This window comes from Anaerobacillus sp. CMMVII (assembly GCF_025377685.1).
GTDB lineage: Bacteria > Bacillota > Bacilli > Bacillales > Anaerobacillaceae > Anaerobacillus.
In genome coordinates this window covers 122,739-144,271 of record NZ_JACEHK010000009.1, presented here as the reverse complement: position 1 = coordinate 144,271, position 21,533 = coordinate 122,739, and the positions used below count along the sequence as shown (strand labels likewise).

Genomic DNA, 21,533 nt, shown 5'->3' with positions numbered 1-21,533 from the left:
AACAACAAGAAATAGGAGAGAGAAGAAATGAATGAATTGGCGCGAAAAAGTATACGTTTCCTGCCGGGAATTATACTTTGCTTACTAGTATTACTGATTGCGATACAGCTGAGTGATTGGCTGGGTGGGTTTGTCAATCGATTGCAAGGGATTTTGGAAGAAGGGAAAAGTCCTATATCATCCATTTTTACTGCGATCGTATTAGGTTTACTTATTCGGAATTTGCTAGGATTACATCCTACTTTCCAAGAAGGGGTCAACTTCTCAGTAAAAATTATTCTTAAAGCTGGAATTATTCTTTTAGGTATTAGGTTAAGCTTTTTAGATGTTATTAAGCTAGGGGCGTGGGGAATCCCGATTATTCTTATATGTGTTACAACAGGATTAGTGGTCACGATATGGATTACAAATAAAATGCAACAATCTCATCGACTTGGAACGCTAACAGCTGTAGGTACGGGAATTTGTGGTGTAACGGCAATTGTTGGTACAGCCCCAGGGATTAAGGCAACACAAGAGGAAATAGCCTATGCAGTTGGCAATATTACTATTTTTGGGATTATAGCGATGTTTTCCTATCCTTATTTAGCACAGCTTTTATTTGCTAATGATCCAGTTCGTGCTGGCCTTTTCTTAGGTACAGCCATTCATGAGACTGCCCAGGTGGCTGGAGCGGCACTAATTTACGACCAAATGTTTCAGTCAAGTGACGTGGTCGAAGTTGCGACGATTGCAAAATTAACTAGAAATACACTACTTATCGCTGTTGTGCCGATTATGTCTTATTATTACTTAAAGCATTCAAATGGGGACTCAACAAAGGGGCAAGTAGTCAAAAAGTGGTATCAGTTAATTCCTTTGTTCGTCATCGGTTTTCAGTTAATGGCAGGATTTAGAACAATTGGAGAAACTGGAATTGAAGAAAACCAAATGGCATTTGGGATATTAAACCCAGATCAGTGGCAAACATTTTGGCGGTCATTAAATACATTAGGGTCTGAATATTTGCTCGGAATCGCGATGGCTGCCGTAGGTTTATCAACAAACCTACGGATGTTCAAAAATTTAGGCGCCAAACCATTTTTTATTGGAATGGTGGCATCTGTTACAGTTACAATTATTAGTATTGTAATGGTGTATATCATGGGTGGTTTCATCACTTATTAATCAAACTGGAGGTAGCGGAAACCAACCGTAACCTCCAGTTTTTTAGTATTCAAGGACAATATAAGAAATTGATGACTTGATTCAAACCATATCAAAAATATGGGTTTGAACGACCGTTCTTTTTTAACTATTTCGCAGGACTAATCAACTGAAGTATAGAATAAATCTCAGTAACTGGATGTTTCACAAATTTTTAACTGAGGTGATCATATGCAATATAATCGATTAGGCAAAACCGGTTTGCAAGTTTCAAATGTTTGTTTAGGAACAATGTCATTCGGTAGATGGATAGACGAGGAAGCTTCAACTTATATTTTGAATGTAGCGCTAGAAAACGGGGTAAATTTCATTGATACAGCTAATTACTACGGAAAAAGTCAAGATGAAACACCTGAATACGGGAACGGCGAAGCTGAAGAGATTCTTGGACGTGCTCTAAAAGGGCGTCGGAAAGACGTTATTTTAGCAACAAAAGTAGGTCTAGGAATGGGACTTGGAGTCAATAAATCAGGACTTTCTAGGGGACATATTATGAGTGAGGTTGAAAAGTCATTACAACGTCTCCAAACCGACTATATTGACCTTTACCAGGTACATCTATTTGACCCTAATACTTCTCTAGAAGAAACATTGCGGGCTTTAGATGATTTAGTCCGACAAGGAAAGGTTCGCTATCTTGGCTGTTCTAACTATGCAGCATGGCAAATTGCCAAGGCACATGGTATTAGTGAACGGATCAATCTTGAAAAATTCATCTCTGTCCAACCACAATATAACTTATTATCTAGGGAGATTGAAACTGAGTTACTTCCGTTTTGTCAGTCTGACGGTGTAGGTACGATCGTTTATAGTCCGATGGCAAGAGGGATGTTATCTGGTAAATACAAAGGGCCAAATGATGCTCCACCAGAAAGTCGTGCCGCTTTGAATGAAAGAAGGATCTTCAGATATTTTACAGAGCGAAATTTCCAACGGGTCGAACAATACAAAGAATTAGCTAAACAATCGGAACTTTCACTCTCTCAATTTGCATTGGCCTGGGTATTAAATCAGCCATCTGTAACCTCAGCGATTATCGGTGCAACTAAACTACATCATGTGACAGATGCAATTGCTGTAAGTAATCGTAAGTTCTCTATGGAGTTATTACAGAAAATAGATTCGATTAGTAGCGGCAGGTGAGCTCAACTTTAACAACAGAGAAAGGACTATTTTATGTTAAAAATAAATTCAATCAATATCGGAAAATCACAGACAATTGTCCATAATGGTAAAAAAATCATCTCAAGTATTTGTAAGACAATAGTAAATGAGCCGTTAAAATTAGGGGAACTTGGTTTTGAGGGTGATGAGCAGGCAGACCTAGTTCATCATGGTGGTTCAGATAAAGCAGTATGTGTTTATTCAATGGAGCATTATCAGTATTGGGAAAAAATTTTATCGAGAAAACTTGATTATGGAGCATTTGGTGAAAATGTAACCGTAACTGGGATGACTGAAATTGATGTTTGCATAGGTGATCTTTTTCAAATTGGAGAGGCAGTAGTTCAAGTAAGCCAGCCAAGGCAACCATGTTATAAGCTTGCTGCGAGGTATAACGTACCGGAAATGGTTGCTTTGGTCCAAAACTCAGGCTATACAGGCTTTTATTTTCGAGTCATAAAAGAGGGGGTTATTGATGTAAGTTCTAAGATTACTCTCGTTGAAAAAAGTAGCCAAGGAATTTCTATAGAATTTGCCAATCAAATGATGTATCACGATAACCGTAATAACGAAGGCATTAAAAAGCTGTTAGAAGTTGAAGCTCTATCAGCAAGTTGGCGTCAGACATTGATGAAAAGGTAGAATGCATTACATAAAAGATGGGAGGTTCAAACATTGAAAGATAAAAATTTTTATATTGGAATAGGCTTACTTATTGGTGTTGGGATTGGGTTTTTAAGCTTTTCAAATATTAAAATTACAAATATTGGCCATCTTGATAAACTTACGATCATTCAAAGTGGGGATAGAGGTGATAAGGGAAAAAATACGAAACAGTACATCTAATATGTCTATTAAAGGCCAGCATATGCTGGCTTTTTTTCTTAACTATAACTTCCTAGGGATAATTTAGTATATAATGACTAAAGTCAGATTTTGAATAAGATACTTATTGGTGAGAATCCTATACATAAGTCGGATAATACACAATAAATGAGGTTAATAAATGAGTGAGAGAAATTTTGATGATTATAATTTAAGTGCTGAAATTAGAAGAGCGCTAGCCGTTTTAAAATATGAAACTCCTACAGAGGTTCAAAGTGAAGTAATACCTAGAACTATGGAACACCAAGATCTTGTCGTAAAATCACAAACAGGCAGCGGTAAGACTGCAGCTTATAGTATTCCAATTTGTGAAATGATTGAGTGGGATGAAAGAAAACCGCAAGTGTTAATTCTCACACCAACTCGTGAACTTGCTGTCCAAGTTCGAGAAGATGTTACGAATATAGGAAGGTTTAAACGAATTAAAGCTTTGGCGCTTTATGGGAAAGAACCGTTTGCGAAACAAAAGGAAGAATTGACTCAAAAAACTCATGTCGTCGTTGGGACACCAGGTCGAGTGCTTGACCATATTGAAAGAGAAACTCTAGTTTTAGACGAAATCAAGTATTTGATTATCGATGAAGCAGATGAAATGCTCAATATGGGGTTTATAAGTAAGGTTGAAACTATTATTAAACAACTTCCTTCGGATAGAGTAACGATGGTTTTCTCGGCTACGATTCCTACGAAGGTCGAAACGCTCTGCCAAAAATATATGAAGGATCCTGTGAATGTCGAAGTTGCTGGAAGTGGAATGACAACTGATGCCACTGAACATGCAGTAATCGAAGTAACTGAAGAAGCAAAGCTTGCTATTTTAAAAAGTGTGACTGTTGTTGAAAATCCTGACAGTTGTATCATCTTCTGTGGAACGAAAGAGCATGTCGAGTCAGTGTATGATGAACTAGAACAGGCTAATTATTCCTGTGAAAGACTCCATGGTGGATTAGAACAAGAGGATCGTTTTGCTGTTATGGATGGCTTTAAAATGGGTAATTTCCGTTACCTTATTGCAACAGATGTTGCCGCCAGAGGAATTGATGTTGATAATGTCACGCTAATTATTAACTATGACGTACCAATGGAAAAAGAGAGCTATGTTCATCGGACAGGAAGAACAGGTCGTGCCGGTAAAAAAGGTAAAGCAATTACACTTGCAACTGAGTATGAAGGAAAGTTTCTTAGAGCGATTGAACGGTACATTGGTTTTGAGATACCAAAAATGGAAGTTCCCAAACATCATGAAGTTGCTAGAGCGCAAGCTGCATTTGAAGAAAAACTTAGTGGACGCCGTGTGGTTCGAAACAATAAAACAGCACGAATCAATCAAGATATTATGAAACTACACTTCAGTGGTGGTAAAAAGAAGAAATTTCGCGCAGTTGATTTCGTCGGAACAATTGCGAAAATTCCTGGAGTCACTGCGGACGATATTGGGATCATTACCATCCAAGATAATTTAACCTATGTTGATATATTAAACGGAAAAGGCTCTGTAGTCTTACAAGCAATGGAAAACACAACGATCAAAGGCAAGAAACTAAAAGTAAGCGAAGCAATAAAATAATTTAGATAGAAAGGGGTCTGACCCCCACTGCGGTGAAGCGTTACCACAGCGGGGGTCAGACCCCATTTTTTAGTTATTTATAAGGGAAAACAGTGACTGTATCTGAATTGTCTTTTGTGTACGCATAGAAAATAGTTTCGATCTGCTCATAACCTTTATTTTTCAATTCATTTCGTAACCACGCCTCGGTTTTCTCGATGAGTTTTAGATTTTCAATTTGAATACGTCCTTGGGCAATTACTGTTATAGGTAAGCCTTGATACTCAACTTCAAGATTCATGTGCTTAGGTGTTAATGGTACTAAATTCGGCATGGGAATAACACTGATTTTGCCATTGGGCTCTAATATTGCATATTCAATTGCTTGGATATCCGGATACCCAAACGCTCTAACTGTTGATAACAATTCAGCTAATGAATAACGGATTTTCTTTAAGTTTTTGTTAATAATTTTCCCATGCTTAATTAAAATTGTAGGTTCACCAATGATTAGTTTTGTAAAACTAGGAACAAGACTAACCTTAGATAGGAGTAAATATAGACCGGCAATGATGAAAATACTGACCAATGCTTGGAAGAAACTTTTTATTTTTACTGCACCTAATGCTGAGTAGGATAAAAAAATAATCGTCACTAAATCATATGCAGTCCACTGTGACAAGAGTGTCTTTCCAAGAAATCTCATTACCATAAACACTAAAAGAAATAAAGTTGCTAATTTTATCGTTTCTATAACCATTATTTTTCCCTCGTAATTGTAGTTTTTTCTTTTTAATATTCCCCGACTTTTGTATAATTCTTAAGTTAATATAGACTTTTTATGATAAGTTTTTGTCTTTCAATTACTCGCTTTTCTTAAAGATTGTTGCTATTAGCTTTTAGGTTGTAACAAACGAATGCTTGGTTACGACCTAAAAGCAACTTAGTTTACGACCGAACCATTCCACGTACCTTAAATGATTATGTAAGGCAATAAATTTAAACAGTCCGAAAATAGAGGAGTTTTTATTTGTATCAATTGTATTTTTTTATTAAACTAATATAGTGTTACCATTACCTAGTAGGAGGGGTTTACTTGAAGTATAGACGACTTGGCAATACTGGTTTAAAGGTAAGTGAAATTAGTTTAGGTAGTTGGTTAACCTATGGAAAAACGGTAGAAGAGAATTTAGCTGAGAAGACGATACATAAAGCTTATGAATTAGGAATTAATTTTTTCGATTCTGCGAATGTTTATGAACGTGGTGAAGGGGAGCGCGTAATGGCTGCTGCTTTAAAAGAATATCCACGTGAATCATATGTTATTACGACAAAGGCTTTTTGGCCAATGGGGGACGGACCAAATGATCGCGGTTTATCTCGAAAACATGTGATGGAACAACTTCATGCTAGTTTATCGAGAATGAAACTAGACTATGTTGATATTTTCTATTGTCATCGTTATGATCCAGAAACTCCAGTTGAGGAAACATTACGCGCCATTGATGATTTAATTCGCCAAGGCAAAATTTTATATGCTGGGGTTAGTGAGTGGAGTGCGGCTCAAATTGAAGAGGCAGTTAGAATTGCTGACCGTCGTTTATTAGACCGAATTGTCGTCAATCAACCTGTCTATAACATGTTAAACCGTTATATTGAACCAGAAATTATCCCTACTAGTGAAAAGCATGGGATTGGGCAAGTTGTATTTTCTCCATTAGCTCAAGGGGTTTTAACAGGAAAGTACAAACCTGGCCAAGTTCCAGAAAATAGCCGTGCAGCAAACGAATCAATTAATATGTGGATTACTAACATGTTAAATGAGGATGTTCTAGCAAAAGTTGAAAAACTTGAAGGTGTTGCCAAGGAACTTGATACAACCTTACCTTCGTTAGCATTAGCTTGGATCTTACGTCAACCAAATGTCGCTAGTGCTTTAATTGGTGCGAGTAAGCCAAGTCAGGTTGAAGAAAACGTAAAAGCAATTGATGTTTCGTTATCTGAGGATGTAATTTCAAGAATTGAAGAGATCTTAAAATAATATAATCACATGGGAATTTGGTAAATTCCCATGTGATTTTTTATTGACATGCAATCGTATGGCAATGAGATTTTCCTTCTATTATTAAGAGGAATGATTTTTTCAATCATAAGTTAGAAATTCCCTAGTAGGTTTTTACACAACTTCTTCATAGCTTTTTTTATAGGTTATTATAAAGGAAATTTATAATTCTCGGTAAACTGACTTTGGCTTAAGAAGACCAGTAATACTACGTCGAGCTTTTGGATCAAGTCAAGTTGAGCGTATTTACAATAAGTAGATACGCTTTTTCCCCTCCTAAAAAAAAGATTCAATGTTAAGATAAAAAGAAGGGGTTCTTCAACTATTATACAGTTTAATAAAAGATGATTGTAACATTGTAGTTATAAAAACATCTAAGAACAAAAGGGGGGAGCACATATGAGTAATAAGATTGTTATTATACTATTATGCACTATAATTTTCGCTGTTGGTTGTCAGGCAACTCCACAAAACAACTTGGAGCAAGAAATTACTTTGGATTTTTGGGCGCAGTATATTCGTACAAATGCATATATTGACGGAAGTAGCTATCCTCTCATTTCTCTGATTAATTCAACCGAAGAACTAAATATGTATTATATCTCGAAAAAAAATGCCTACGATTTAGAAAAAAAGGAAGTAGTTTATTCCGATACTACCATTGGGTTTTTGGACGCAGTTGATAAATATAACGATGCTTATTTCAAAGATAATGTACTTGTCTTTGTGTTATTGCAAGAAGGTAGCGGTTCTATTCGCCATGCTATTACAGACATAAAACGTAACCAAAATAGTGTTGATATTAGTATCAAAAGAATTGTACCCCAATATGCAACTGATGATATGGCAGAATGGCATGTCATGGTGGAACTTAAAAGAGAAACATATAACGCTTCCGATTTTAAAGTAATATTTGAGTAAGGGTTATTGAAGGTATGCTTTAGGTAATTAAGTGTGGAATTCATCTTAGTTATTTAATTGGTTATTTTTTAAGAATAAAAAAGCACCGCAAACGCGGTGCAATTAGCTATAATTTGAGATATGAAAGCAACAGAAAACGAGAAGCTTTTTTTACTGCTAGTTACCTTAGATTATTCAATTCATACACCTTTAGGTTATGGTATATCAGTGTAAGTAGTGGAGCTTGTATGTTATGTTGATCGGCAAGCTGAAGTAAATATCCTTGGATGTGATCGACTTCTATTGGTGCTGATTTTTCTATATCGCGAAGCATTGAGGCTTTCAATGTTTCCGCTTGTTTCATGATAGTTTCCAATTGTTTTCGTTCAATATCTTCTGCAATTTGCGCACCCGAAGCTCTTATAATAGAAGCTGTTTCGTTGATGAGTTGAGCGAGAATCTCTTTCCCATGTGGCGCTTGTCGAATTGGACCAATGGCTGAACGCATGAGCGTTGTTGAACCAGATAGGGTAGTAATGAACAGGTATTTATGCCAAATGTCTTGGAGGATATTTTCACTTAGCTTGAACGTGGCTTTAGTATTACTAAATGCCTCTTCAATGGCTTCAACGCGTGCGCTTGTTCCACCGTTGAATTCACCAAATGACAATTGATGTATCTGACTGGTTTGGATAACCTCACCACGATCATTTAGCGTAGATTCAACAAAACAAAGCCCACCTAATATTTTTTCGGCTCCAAAGGTTTCCTTTAGTAGATCAAAATGTTTAAACCCATTTAGTAGTGGTAGGATCACTGTTTTTTCACCTATATAAGGTTTAATGGAGTCCATTGCTGATTGTACATGATATGATTTTGTGGCAAACAAAATGAGGTCGTACGGTTCGACTTTTTCGCCAGCAAGGATTGTTTTGGGTTGAAAAAAATAATCTCCGTGAAGGCTATCAATTGCTAACCCATGTTCAGTTAATTGCTTTTGTCTTCGCTCGCGTACTAAAAAAGTAACATCCTCACCTTTTTCTACTAATCTTCCACCGAAATAACCACCGACTGCACCTGCTCCTAATACTAAAATTCGCAAAACCATTTCTCCTTTCAAGCTAGTATCTCATTACTTCTATTATACTCATAATTTAGGAAATAATTGTTGATGCTTTGTCATTTTGTTTACTTTCCATTGCAAAAAGTCCTAGTTAAGTAAACTAGAACTTTAGGTTTTATATTCATATTGTTGTCGCAACTAGACCCATGTAAATTAAATTCTACCTATATCTTCAGCTCTACGTTGTATCCCTTGCATACCTGGTACCCAATTTGCAGGCATCCCTAGCTGAGTTTGCCTTCCATATTGAATTCCCTGCATTAATCTAAGGATTTCATAGGAGTTTCTACCAACTTCACGTGGGTAGATATGTTTCGAGACAATAATTCCTTCGGGGTCTATGATTACAGTCGCTCGAAACGTAGCTCCAGAGTTTCTCATCTAATACTCGGTACGCTCGACTGATTCGATGATTCCGATCACTCAAGAGCGGATATTGAACCTGTCTCGCAGATGGAGATGTCTCCTTAAATACTTTATGTGAGGTAAACGCTGTCCGTACTTATCCCTAAGATTTCAGTGTTAATCTTTTTAAACTCAGGATATAAAGCAGCAACTGCTGCTAATTCTGTCGGTCAAACAAAGGTGAAATCACTCGCATAGAAAAATAAGATAACCCATTTTCCTTGATAGTCTTGCAGATTAATTGTTTTAATGTCGTTATTTATTAAAGCTTCTGCTGAAAACGTAGGAGCTAAATCATCTCTTGTTGCACAAAATGGTTGAGGGCAAGGGTCAATGTCAGTTATATCGATACGCGCATAATTAGTTAGATTTTCATTCATATAATCACCTTCCTTATTCTCTGTACTTAGTGTATGTACGTGATATTTGTCCCTTGAACCCAATTTTCGTCGGGGGAGGTCTACCAGGAGGGAGGGGTCGAGGAGGGAGGGGTCTGACCCCCAGGGCTTTAAAGCGTTAAAATGATCAGATGTTTTAACTCTTTATAGCTTTACCGCACCGGGGGTCTGACCCCCAGGACTTTAAATCGTTAAAGGATTTCAGATGTATTATCGCTTTATAGCTTTACTGCACTGGGGGTCAGGCCCCAAAATTATAAATATTAAGAAATTCTTAAGTTTTGTCCTCAGTTAATGTTAAGGAATTGGGCTTACAATGAAGACAAGTTAAAAATATTCCTGTTATACTTTGGAAAGGAGAGTGAGAGAAAATGAGTAATTCTTTTGTGTTAGTTGTTGATGATGAAAAAGAGATAAGAGACGCGATTGAAATCTATTTAAAAAATGAAGGCATTACAGTCATAAAAGCGAAAGACGGAATCGAAGCGATAGAGAAGTTAAAGGAACATGAGATTCACCTAATTATTTTAGATATTATGATGCCGCGACTAGATGGGATCTCGACAACGTTCAAAATACGGGAAGAAAAGAACATTCCAATTATAATGTTGAGTGCCAAAAGTGAGGATACAGATAAAATCTTAGGTCTTCAAGTTGGTGCAGATGATTATGTGACTAAGCCGTTTAATCCGCTAGAGCTGATTGCCCGCGTAAAATCGCATTTGAGAAGATACATAAGCTTAGGCACATACGAAGGTGGAAATAAGGTGATTGACTTGAATGGTCTTACCCTTGATCAATCGGCTAAAGAAGTCACTGCCCACGGCGAAGTAGTTAAATTAACACCGATTGAATACAAAATTGTTGAATTACTGATGACAAATGCAGGTCGGGTATTTTCCATTAATGACATTTACGAGAGAGTCTGGAAGGAACCTAATTTTAATGCTGAAAATACCGTGGCGGTGCATATAAGAAAAATTCGCGAAAAAATTGAAATAGATCCGAAAAATCCAAGATATCTAAAGGTGGTGTGGGGAATTGGATACAAAATGGAAAAATAGACTCCAGGTAATCGGCCTAATCCTCCTTTTTACGTTTGGATTAAAAGGAGTTTTGTCTGGTTATAACCTATTAGCTTATGAAAATGACTACTTAAAAGGAAATTATTTTCATACACAGGGATTTGAAAATGAATTACATGAATTTATAGGGTATTTATCTCTTTTCGAATTAAGTGAGGTAACGATGGAAACGGCTAAACAGGAAATTACTGTATCTGAACATGAAATTGAAGAACATCGTTTTCGTTATGGTAATTTAGCAGATCAAATTCAAAGTATCAATCTGCAATATGAGGATCAAATTCAAGTGGCACTGGGGACTGATAATCAAGAAGTAGCAGATCTTTATATCGCTGAACGAGATAAAAAAATCGAAGACATCACGAACAACTTTCGAGATGACGATCACGTACGGGAGAAGATTGTCCGCGAAAAAGAACTAAGAATTGAAGAACACTTTAAGAATTTAGAAAACTATCGTTCACGATTTTTACGCTATAAAGAGATGTTTACGTATTATTTAAAAGATAGTGAAACAGGAAACGTCTATACAAACCTAAACTTAACAAATGACCAGGCTATCGAAGAGGTGATCAATGAGAAACATATGATGTTTATTCGATCTTACCCTAATTCGAAATATGGCTATCTAATACCTAATGATTTTGGCCGTAGAATAGACTATCCTGAAGAAATAGATTTTTCACATTATGAGAAAACATATACAGGTCATATTGCTGTTTCAAAATCATTGCCTGCTACTAACCAAATCATTGCGGAAGCGAATAATTTTAAAAAAATACAAATGCTTCTTCTAATCTATACACTAGTAAGCATATTTGCTTTAGCCCTGAGTATCTATTTTTATAAAAAACACGTCTGATAAAGTCACTTTCCTTGGAAAAATGGCGACCTTACTATGAATGGCTTGCATTGGATATTAGAGTGATCGCTTTTGCATTGACAGGTATACTGACGCTAGTTTTTCTAACATCAGGCAGTATTCAATACTATTTTTACAACAACATCATGTATATCATTGAAGATCAACTGTTTTTAACAATCATCTCAGCGTTATTCCTGTTTCTTACCTATGTGCAAGGGAAGTTTCTCATTGATAAAACGAAGGACTTGAACAGTTTAAAAGCAGAATGGAAAGAGGGGATCGTTTATTCTAGCTATAAATCCTGTTGCAAAATGATTAACGACTTATTTCTTGTCAGAAGCATTACCGCTCAAGTATTTGTTTTATTAGGAATTGTCTCAGCTGCATTTCTGGTCGTTTCCTTTGTAGCATTGGTAGATCCCTATATTATAGCCCCATTTATTTTGATAGCATTTGTGATATGCTTAGTTGTTTTACTGTTTATTTTAAGACGAACGGCGTATTTAAATAGAATTATTACGAATGTTGACGAAATTGTGAAGGGAAATATCCATTCGGATATACCTATTAAAGGAAAATCGGTTTTAGCAGTTCTTGCAAAAAATATAAATTCTTTAAAACATGGGGTTGTCGTTTCACAAAAAGAGCAGGCAAAAAGTGAACGATTAAAGACTGAGCTTATTACAAATGTTAGCCATGATTTACGTACGCCGTTAACATCAATTATTACTTATACGGAGCTGTTGAAGGGAACAGATGTTACTAGTGAAGACGGCAAAGCCTATATCGATATTATTGATCGTAAGTCTAAGCGCTTAAAAGTACTGATTGATGACTTGTTTGAAGCTTCAAAAATGGCCAGTGGGAACATCGAACTTGTTAAAGAAAAAGTAGATATCGTGCAGCTACTTCATCAAGCATTGGCCGAACACAACGAGGTACTTGAACAATCTTCGTTACAATTACGAGTGACTAATCCTGATCCTCCAGTTAATGTAGTAGTTGATGGTCAAAGAATGTGGCGTGTGTTTGATAATCTCATTGGCAATATTCTTAAATACTCTTTGGAAAATACAAGGGTCTACATTTCCATAACTACAAACCAGGATTACGTTGTCATAACCTTTAAAAATGTGACGAAATATGAGCTTGGTGAAAATGTTGATGAGCTGTTTGAAAGGTTCAAACGTGGCGATACTTCTCGGCAGACAGATGGTTCAGGTCTTGGGCTGGCAATTGCCAAATCAATTGTCGACCTCCACCAAGGAGAGTTGGATATTGATTTAGATGGTGATCTTTTTAAAGTGACAATCAAACTTAATTTATAAAATGTCGCTACCCTTTCATTCGAAGGGGTAGCGCTATTTTTTTGCTAAAGTTCATGGTACGATGGCATGAAAGTATACTAGAGGAGAGATTTTGTGCAAGGAAAAACGATCATTATTACCGGTGGAAACAGTGGAATAGGACATGAAGCTGCGAGGACATTTGCCAAAAGAGGGGCAAGGGTTGTACTTGCAGTAAGAAGCCTCCAAAAAGGCGAGCAAGCGCATACTTTGATACTTGCTGAAAATAAACTAGCAAACGTAGATGTTATGAATCTTGATCTTGCGGATTTGCAGAGTGTTCGATTTTTTTCTGAAGCCTTTAAAGAACGATTTAGCTCGTTAGATATTTTAATCAACAATGCAGGTATCATGGTCCCGCCCCACCAATTAACAAAAGATGGCTTTGAACTGCAATTTGGAAGCAACCATTTAGGTCATTTTGCGTTAACAGGATATCTGTTACCTCTACTTAAGAAAACAACAAATTCTCGTGTTGTCACAGTTAGTAGTATCGCTCATCGAAAAGGAACAATCATGTTTGATAACTTAGATGGGCTAACAGGGTATAAACCAATGGTATTTTACAGGCAAAGTAAGCTTGCAAATTTATTATTCGCAAACGAACTAGACCAACGCTTAAAGAGTCAAGGGATATCTACGCTTAGTATAGCGTGTCATCCAGGTATTTCGACTACAAACTTATTTAAGTTTGGAAAACGTGATGCTCCTCAGTTTCTAAAGCGTATCTCCGAAATTTTTTTACAGACTGCAGAAATGGGGGCACTTCCAACAGTTTATGCTGCAACTAATGAGAGTTTAACTGGCGGCGAATACATTGGACCAGATGGAAAAGGTAACCGAAAAGGTCAACCGACGATAGAAATACCTGCACCGGGAGTTTATAACAAGGATATGATGAAAAAGCTTTGGGATACATCGCAAAAATTAACCGGAGTTAGCTACTTGTAGATCCGTTTTTTCATAGATTGGTGTTTCAATTAAGTAGTAGTATAACCTGAAATATAATATTCCTCTTGGGGTTTCTCCTTGATTTTAGAAAGCGAAGGTAAAATAAACTAATAAATACACGGCCTCGAGCAATACTATGCAAGAGGTTTTTTTGATTCCTTTTTGTGATTAAGGTCAAAAGAAGAATTATAAGTAGAGTCTATTTACAGGGGTTCTTGATCAACTTTTTGGTACATAGTAGAAAGCGTTTAACACTTTAACGCACTGGGGGTCAGACCCCCGATTAAAGAGGTTGACTAACTTGTATATACAAGTTATAATTTAAGACATAAACGGCAACCTGTATATACAAGTTAAAGGAAATGAAAGCGATTAATTGATATTGAACTTGGAGGGGAATACAAATGGCAACAGTAGAACGACAAAAAGTGGAACAAATCCTCGAAGCAATTGGGGGAGCAGAGAATATTGATTCCGCAACACATTGTGTAACGAGATTACGATTTGTTTTACATGACGAAGGAAAAGTAAAGAAAGAACAGCTTGAAAGTTTAGACATAGTTAAAGGGATTTTTAGTACAAACGGTCAATTCCAAGTCATCATTGGACAAGGACTTGTTGATAAAGTGTACAAAGAATTAGTAGCCCTTACTGGTATCGGAGAGATGTCAAAAGAAGATACAAAGGCAGCTGCTGAGAAAAAGTTAAATCCAATTCAGCGGGCCATTAAAACATTGGCTGATATTTTTATTCCGATTTTACCGGCGATTGTAACTGCTGGTTTGTTAATGGGGATTAATAACATTCTAACAGGTGCAGGTATTTTCTATGATGAACAATCAATTGTTGATGTTCATACACAATGGGCGGATTTCGCTAGTATCATTCACCTGATTGCGAACACCGCGTTTGTTTTCTTACCAGGTTTAATTGGTTGGTCAGCTGTAAAGAAATTTGGTGGTAATCCATTATTAGGGATTGTCTTAGGTTTAATGCTTGTTCATCCAGATTTATTAAATGCGTGGGCCTACGGTGCGGCGAAAGAAGCTGGTGAAATTCCTTACTGGAACTTATTCGGCTTTGACATTGCAAAGGTAGGTTATCAAGGACAAGTATTACCGATTTTATTTGCATCCTATGTTTTAGCAAAATTAGAAATTATGTTACGTAAACGAATTCCAGATGCATTTCAATTATTACTTGTGGCACCAATTGCCCTTTTAATTACAGGGTTTTTAGCCTTTATTCTAATCGGACCAGTAACATTTGCGATTGGTAACGGGATTACTGCATTATTTGTTGGAATTTTTGATAACTTCGCAGCGATCGGTGGTTTATTATATGGTCTAATTTATGCTCCGTTAGTGATCACAGGGATGCACCATACGTTTTTAGCAGTCGATATTCAATTAATTGGAACTACTGGTGCAACATTTTTATGGCCAATATTAGCTTTATCAAATATTGCCCAAGGTTCTGCAGCTCTAGCGATGATGTTTGCAACTAAAGATGAGAAGTTAAAAGGTCTTTCATTCACATCCTCTGTTTCTGCTTATTTAGGGATTACTGAACCAGCAATGTTTGGGGTTAACTTACGCTATAAGTACCCATTTGTAAGTGCAATTATTGGTTCAGCAATAGCCGCTGTTGTCATTACAGTAAACAAAGTTATTGCCTTCTCAATCGGTGTTGGTGGTTTACCAGGGATTTTTTCTATCGTACCTGAAAAATGGTTACCGTTCTTTTTTGGAATGCTAATCGCAATGATCATCCCGTTTGTCCTAACTTTAACGATAGCAAAAATTAAAAAAGCATAATTTTTTGACAGTACCGTTGGTGTTATACCAATGGTATTGTCCATTTTTGTCTGAACAACAATTAATAAAATGGAGTTGAATACATATGGAACGAAATGAATGGTGGAGAAAAGCAGTTGTATATCAAATTTATCCAAAAAGCTTCAATGATACGCAAGGAAATGGAGTTGGCGATATCCAGGGTATTATTGATAAGCTAGACTATTTAAAGAACTTAGGTGTCGATGTCATTTGGTTAACTCCCATTTACTCATCACCGCAAAAAGACAATGGCTACGACATTAGTGATTATTTTTCGATTCACGAGGAATATGGCACGATGGAAGACTTCGATCGGTTACTTCAGGAAGCGCATGGTCGGGATTTAAAAATTATCATGGACATTGTTGTCAACCATACGTCGACTGAGCATGAATGGTTTAAAAAGTCCCAAGTCTCAAAAGAAAGTGCATTCCGTGATTTCTATATTTGGAAAGATCCTGTTGAAGGCAAAGAACCGAATAATTGGATTTCTAAATTTGGTGGTTCTGCCTGGAAACTTGATGAAAACACAGGCCAATACTACCTTCATCTTTTTGATGTTACCCAAGCAGACTTGAACTGGGAAAATGAAGAGGTTAGAAATAAAGTCTATGATATGATGCATTTCTGGTTTGAAAAAGGTGTTGATGGTTTTCGTTTAGACGTAATTAACCTAATATCGAAAGATCAGCATTTCCCGAATGATGATAAAAGTGTTGCTCCTGGAGATGGTCGAAAATTCTACACGGACGGTCCAAGGGTTCACGAATTTATGCACGAAATGAACCAAAAGGTCTTTTCGAAGTATGATGCAATGACGGTAGGGGAAATGTCATCAACAACGATTGACCATTGTATTAAATATACGAACCCAGAGAGAAACGAGTTAAGCATGACCTTTAATTTTCATCACCTAAAGGTTGATTATCCGAACGGAGAAAAATGGGCACTGGGTGAAATGGATTTTCAAGCCTTAAAACAAATTTTGACTAAATGGCAGGTAGAAATGCATAAAGGGGGTGGCTGGAATGCATTATTCTGGTGCAACCATGATCAACCCCGTGTGGTCACTCGTTATGGAAATGACGTTGAGTATCACCAACAATCGGCAAAAATGCTAGCAACGACGATCCATATGATGCAAGGAACACCTTATATATACCAAGGGGAAGAGTTCGGAATGACAGATCCAAAATTTGATAATATTTCGGAATATCGTGACGTCGAAACATTGAACTACTTCAAAATCATGAAAGAACAAGGTGTTCCAGATCAAGATATCATGGAGATTATAAAACGAAAGTCACGTGATAATTCTCGAACCCCGGTACAATGGGACGCATCACCTAACGCTGGCTTTACAACAGGTACTCCTTGGATCGGAATAGCTGATAATTATAAAACGGTTAATGCTGAAGCTGCGATATATGACCCAAATTCAGTTTTTTATCACTATCAGGAATTAATAAAGCTACGAAAAAAATATGATGTCATAACTCACGGAGATTATGAGCTCCTCTATAACGATCATGAGCAAATTTTTGCTTATACAAGAACGTATGAAAACGAGGTTCTACTTGTGGTCTCAAATTTTTATGAGAAGAAAACAATTTTTGATGCTCCAAAACATCTGACCGGAGTAGAGGCTGAAATTTTACTATCGAACTATGAGGATTCAAGTACGTCAGTAGACCATGTAGTCTTACGACCTTACGAGTCAGTTATTTATCATTTGCCTTTGAAATGATAAACTAAAGTAGGGGGTAGAGATGAATAATAAATTTGTTAAGATTTACGATGAATTAGTAGTGCTTATACAAGATGGTACGTTGAAAGCTCATACAAAACTCCCTTCTGAAAATGAACTAGCCGAACGATATGACACAACTAGAGAAACAATCCGCAAGGCATTAAAACTTTTATCTGAGCACGGCTATATTCAAAAAATGCAGGGGAAAGGTTCGATTGTTCTTGATGTAAAAAAATTCGATTTCCCTATATCAGGATTAGTCAGCTTTAAAGAACTGGCAGATAAATTAGGGCAACGTGCAAAGACAAAATTACAAAAATTAGAAGTAATCACACCAAGCGATTACCTCAAGGAACAATTAAAGATTAAAAATGGCGATAAGATTTGGGAAGTTATTCGAGTTCGACAATTAGATGAGGAGAACGTAATATTGGATAAGGATTTCTTAAACAAAAAGTTGATCCCTAACCTAACAGTCGAGGTTTGTGAGAACTCATTATATGAATATATTGAAACCCAACTTGGACTTGTCATTAGCTTTGCAAAAAAAGAATTTACAGTTGAGGAACCAAGTGAGGAAGATCTACACTATTTAGACTTAGAAGGATTTTCTAATATTGTTGTCGTCAAGAATTATGTGTATCTGGATAATGCAGCTCTTTTTCAGTACACCGAATCACGACATCGCCCAGACAAATTTCGCTTCGTAGATTTTGCGAGAAGAAAATAAAAAAAGAAATAAAGGGGTCTGACCCCCACTGCGGGAAAGCTTTAAAGCGGTGGGGGTCAGACCCCTTTCGACAAATTCCCACTATTCCAAACTTTCTATTTTCGGTTATAATTATTTTATAAAGCTAGTTGGGAAGTGGGGATATATGATGGAAAGATTGTCATGCGATACGGTTATTTATAGTTTTAGTAAAGAGCATCAGCCAGTAAAAAGGGTAAAATCCGGTGAAACGATTGAAATTAGTACATATGACTGCTTTGAAAATCAAATTCAGTCAGAGGATACGGTGATTGCCGGCATTGACTGGGATCGTGTTAATCCAGCAACTGGACCAATTTTCGTCGAAGGAGCTGAGGTTGGCGATGTCCTTAAGGTAAAAATCGAAAAACTTGAGATAGGTGAGCAAGGTGTAATGGTCGTTGGGCCTGATCTCGGCGTTATGGGACATCGCATCTCGGAAATGAAAGCAAAAATTATCCCGATACGAAATGGCAAGGCAATCTTTAATGAATTAGAGCTACCTTTAAACCCGATGATTGGTGTTATTGGTGTTGCACCGTCGGCAGGAGCGGTTTCTTGTGGGACACCAGGAGCCCATGGTGGAAACATGGATAATAAAATGGTGGCAGAAGGGGCTACGTTGTATTTTCCTGTATTTGTAGAGGGAGCATTGTTTGGCTTAGGTGATTTCCATGCAGCCATGGGCGATGGTGAAATTAGTGTCTCTGGTATTGAAATTCCTGGTAAAGCAACTGTCACAATTGAAGTAATGAAAAACTTGAGCTTACAGCAGCCAATGCTTGAAAACGATGAGGTAGTTACACAAATTGCTTCTGCTGAGACTCTAGATGCAGCAGCAAAGCTAGCAACTGAATTAATGATTGATCGCCTAGTTTCAAAGACAACTCTGTCTATTGAAGATGTAACGATGCTCATGAGTGCGGTTGGTCAAGTGGAGGTTTGCCAAATCGTTGATCCGTTAATAACTGCTCGTTTTGTAGTCCCAAAATGGTTACTTCAGCAGTTAGATGTCGTACTTTTTTAATACTAGTGATGACCCCTAGGCTGTCCAACTAAAAGGATATAATGGGGATTTTTGTTATCGTTCTATAGCCAAAAAAATCCCCCAACAAACTTTTAATGGTTGATAGCAAGTAAAAAATTGGTATAATTATCGTCAAAGAAACTCTATGTTATGAAAGGACTTATATGAATCGATATCAGCGTAATATTACTATTGCACTTATTATTGCAACATTTTTAGCAGCTATTGAAGTAACGGTTATTAGTACAGCAATGCCTGTAATAACAAAAGAGCTTGGTGGACTGGATTTGATAAGCTGGGTTTTTGCGATTTACCTATTAACCTATGCCGTTATGACACCGATTTTTGGTAAACTTGCCGATTTGTTTGGACGGAAAAAGATTTTTATCACAGGAGCAACGTTATTTTTACTAGGTTCAGCTTTATGCGGTTTATCTCAATCAATGGAGCAATTGATCTTGTTTCGGGCTTTGCAAGGAATTGGGGCTGGGGCATTAATGCCAATGACGTTTACGATCGTTGGTGATGTCTTTAAATATGAACAACGCGCAAAAGCGCAAGCAATTATCGGATCGATCTGGGGAATTGCGGGCATCTTTGGACCGCTAGTCGGCGGATTTTTCGTTGATTATTTTACATGGAATTGGATTTTCTATATTAACATTCCTTTTGGACTTATTGCCATGTATTTAATTTGGAAATACTTAGAGGAAAAAATCGAGAAACGAAAACGTTCGATTGACTATGGTGGAGCGATTACCTTCATTATCGGAACTACTGCATTATTATATGCGCTTTTATCAGGTGGGAATGAAATAGCCTGGAATGATCGCATGATGTACTTTTTATTTGGTATAGCCATTATATTTTTATTGATGTTTAGCTTTATTCAATTGAGAGTAAAAGAGCCAATGGTACCATTCCACTTGTTTAAAAATCGCCATTTGTTAATTGTTAATTTAAGTGGATTTTTACTTGGTGCAATCTTAATTGGCTTAACGGCATACTTACCACTTTGGGTACAAGGGGTACTTTTATTAGCAGCTACTTCGTCTGGATTAACGTTAATTCCGATGTCACTGGGGTGGCCAATCGGAGCGTTTTTCAGTGGTAAGTTTATTGTAAAAATAGGGACCAAACCGATTTCACTGGCTGGGGTTATTCTCATTGCCTTAGGGACCATTGCGCTATCATTCATTTCAAGTTCAACTCCTAATTTTGTTCTCGTCGTGATTATGTTTTTTATTGGCTTAGGTTTTGGTTTATCGTTTACAATTTTTACTGTAATCGTCCAATCCTCTGTTGATTGGAATAATCGTGGAGCAGCAGCATCATCGAATGCGTTTCTACGAACCTTAGGGCAAACATTAGGGATTGCCGTCCTAGGTGCTGTCCTTAATCAGCATATTGGTGGTCACACTAATAACGGAACGGAAGTAGCGCCTCATATTCTCGCTTCTGGACTTCATTCGGTTTTCATTATTTTAGCGATCATTGCTTTAATTTGTGTGGTTCTAGTGGCAAGCTTTCTCCCGAAAGAACAACCTGAATTTGCTGAAAAAGAAACAAGTTAAGAAAAACGGGTCTGCTATGTATGAGTATAGCAACGACCTGTTTAAAAAGATAAGAATGTATAAAATTTCAACGTAATAACTGTCTAGCTCCAAGACACATCAATGAAGTTACTTCATTGCAGGTTTTGCGACGAGTAAACGCAGTGACGCAGGAGCAACGCCCAGCCCCTCGAGGTCAAATAACCTTCGAGAATAAAAGTGAAAGAGCACACTTTTTTTCTCGAAGAACATTTGCTAGTCGGGGTTTAACAGGGCGCCCTGCGCTTTTCTTATGACTATGTAATTACTTTATAATTTTTATGAGGAATAACCGTTTTTCGGGGTTTATCATTTTCTTCTCTAGTCTCTAATTCAACGGAAGATGAATTGTTATAGACACCTATGATCTTTCCTTTTTCACCTTTAAAATCCCCATCGAGAATTTTAATTGTATCACCAGGTTGTGCCAAAATTTCTTCAGTCATGTGGAACCCTCCAATTGTTAGTTTTAAGAGTGAAGAAGTCAAATTTACTTAATGATCTACAACTATCGTTTGTTGATTTTGGCAAGGGCATACGTTGTAAAATAAGTTAATTTTTTCGCTAGTATGTGCTAATGCAATTGCCAAAAATCAGTACTTCAGATAAAAAAAACTGCCCTAGATTAGGACAGTTTTTTGA

19 protein-coding genes and 1 pseudogene are annotated in these 21,533 nt (G+C 37.0%); 16 read left to right on the top strand and 4 right to left on the bottom strand.

From position 1 onward, the window contains the following. Positions 1–27: 27 nt before the first annotated feature. The 5 genes from H1D32_RS13180 (at position 28) to H1D32_RS13160 (ending at position 4,822) form a co-directional block, all read left to right on the top strand. Complete coding sequence (locus H1D32_RS13180; protein WP_261178763.1) at positions 28–1,167, top strand: YeiH family protein; 1,140 nt, start codon at positions 28–30, stop codon at positions 1,165–1,167. Positions 1,168–1,377: 210 nt separating this feature from the next. Continuing rightward, on the top strand, positions 1,378–2,349 hold the full coding sequence (locus H1D32_RS13175) for an aldo/keto reductase (protein ID WP_261178762.1): 972 nt from the start codon (positions 1,378–1,380) through the stop codon (positions 2,347–2,349). Between the two features lie 33 nt (positions 2,350–2,382). After that, positions 2,383–3,012, top strand: a complete 630-nt coding sequence (locus H1D32_RS13170; RefSeq protein ID WP_261178761.1) for an MOSC domain-containing protein — start codon at positions 2,383–2,385, stop codon at positions 3,010–3,012. A 33-nt stretch (positions 3,013–3,045) separates the two neighbouring features. Further along, positions 3,046–3,216: a hypothetical protein gene (locus tag H1D32_RS13165; RefSeq protein WP_261178760.1), complete on the top strand. Its 171-nt coding sequence runs from the start codon at positions 3,046–3,048 to the stop codon at positions 3,214–3,216. Between the two features lie 160 nt (positions 3,217–3,376). Beyond that, entirely contained in the window at positions 3,377–4,822 is a 1,446-nt protein-coding gene (locus H1D32_RS13160) for a DEAD/DEAH box helicase (RefSeq protein WP_261178759.1), read from the top strand. 73 nt (positions 4,823–4,895) lie between these two features. Here the strand turns inward: H1D32_RS13160 and H1D32_RS13155 are convergent, their stop codons facing one another. Further along, positions 4,896–5,561: a DUF421 domain-containing protein gene (locus H1D32_RS13155; RefSeq protein ID WP_261178758.1), complete on the bottom strand. Its 666-nt coding sequence runs from the start codon at positions 5,559–5,561 to the stop codon at positions 4,896–4,898. A 336-nt stretch (positions 5,562–5,897) separates the two neighbouring features. On the opposite strand from H1D32_RS13155, the gene H1D32_RS13150 reads away from it, so the two are divergent. Further along, complete coding sequence (locus H1D32_RS13150) at positions 5,898–6,842, top strand: aldo/keto reductase family protein (RefSeq protein WP_261178757.1); 945 nt, start codon at positions 5,898–5,900, stop codon at positions 6,840–6,842. Between the two features lie 420 nt (positions 6,843–7,262). Then, entirely contained in the window at positions 7,263–7,784 is a 522-nt protein-coding gene (locus tag H1D32_RS13145; RefSeq protein ID WP_261178756.1) for a hypothetical protein, read from the top strand. 160 nt (positions 7,785–7,944) lie between these two features. Here the strand turns inward: H1D32_RS13145 and panE are convergent, their stop codons facing one another. Next, on the bottom strand, positions 7,945–8,865 hold the full coding sequence (gene panE / locus H1D32_RS13140; RefSeq protein WP_261178754.1) for a 2-dehydropantoate 2-reductase: 921 nt from the start codon (positions 8,863–8,865) through the stop codon (positions 7,945–7,947). Between the two features lie 174 nt (positions 8,866–9,039). Then, positions 9,040–9,671 (bottom strand): annotated as a pseudogene (locus H1D32_RS13135) (peroxiredoxin). A gap of 389 nt (positions 9,672–10,060) precedes the next feature. On the opposite strand from H1D32_RS13135, the gene H1D32_RS13130 reads away from it, so the two are divergent. The 9 genes from H1D32_RS13130 (at position 10,061) to H1D32_RS13090 (ending at position 20,873) form a co-directional block, all read left to right on the top strand. Continuing rightward, positions 10,061–10,753, top strand: coding sequence for a response regulator transcription factor (locus H1D32_RS13130; protein ID WP_261178753.1), 693 nt, complete (start codon positions 10,061–10,063; stop codon positions 10,751–10,753). Continuing rightward, on the top strand, positions 10,731–11,636 hold the full coding sequence (locus tag H1D32_RS13125; RefSeq protein ID WP_261178752.1) for a hypothetical protein: 906 nt from the start codon (positions 10,731–10,733) through the stop codon (positions 11,634–11,636). Before H1D32_RS13130 ends, H1D32_RS13125 begins: the two co-directional genes overlap by 23 nt. A gap of 14 nt (positions 11,637–11,650) precedes the next feature. Next, complete coding sequence (locus tag H1D32_RS13120) at positions 11,651–12,967, top strand: sensor histidine kinase (protein ID WP_261178751.1); 1,317 nt, start codon at positions 11,651–11,653, stop codon at positions 12,965–12,967. Between the two features lie 93 nt (positions 12,968–13,060). After that, complete coding sequence (locus H1D32_RS13115; protein ID WP_261178750.1) at positions 13,061–13,936, top strand: oxidoreductase; 876 nt, start codon at positions 13,061–13,063, stop codon at positions 13,934–13,936. A gap of 404 nt (positions 13,937–14,340) precedes the next feature. Next, positions 14,341–15,753: a PTS system trehalose-specific EIIBC component gene (gene treP, locus H1D32_RS13110; protein ID WP_261178749.1), complete on the top strand. Its 1,413-nt coding sequence runs from the start codon at positions 14,341–14,343 to the stop codon at positions 15,751–15,753. 85 nt (positions 15,754–15,838) lie between these two features. After that, positions 15,839–17,521: an alpha,alpha-phosphotrehalase gene (gene treC, locus H1D32_RS13105; RefSeq protein ID WP_261178748.1), complete on the top strand. Its 1,683-nt coding sequence runs from the start codon at positions 15,839–15,841 to the stop codon at positions 17,519–17,521. Positions 17,522–17,543: 22 nt separating this feature from the next. Beyond that, entirely contained in the window at positions 17,544–18,254 is a 711-nt protein-coding gene (treR, locus tag H1D32_RS13100) for a trehalose operon repressor (protein ID WP_261178747.1), read from the top strand. A 148-nt stretch (positions 18,255–18,402) separates the two neighbouring features. Next, complete coding sequence (locus H1D32_RS13095; RefSeq protein ID WP_261178784.1) at positions 18,403–19,299, top strand: acetamidase/formamidase family protein; 897 nt, start codon at positions 18,403–18,405, stop codon at positions 19,297–19,299. Between the two features lie 164 nt (positions 19,300–19,463). Further along, positions 19,464–20,873 (top strand): MDR family MFS transporter, encoded by a 1,410-nt coding sequence (locus H1D32_RS13090; RefSeq protein WP_261178746.1) that lies wholly within the window; start codon positions 19,464–19,466, stop codon positions 20,871–20,873. A gap of 275 nt (positions 20,874–21,148) precedes the next feature. Here H1D32_RS13090 and H1D32_RS13085 read toward each other — a convergent pair whose 3' ends face one another. Continuing rightward, on the bottom strand, positions 21,149–21,337 hold the full coding sequence (locus H1D32_RS13085) for a YkvS family protein (RefSeq protein WP_261178745.1): 189 nt from the start codon (positions 21,335–21,337) through the stop codon (positions 21,149–21,151). Positions 21,338–21,533: the final 196 nt, after the last annotated feature.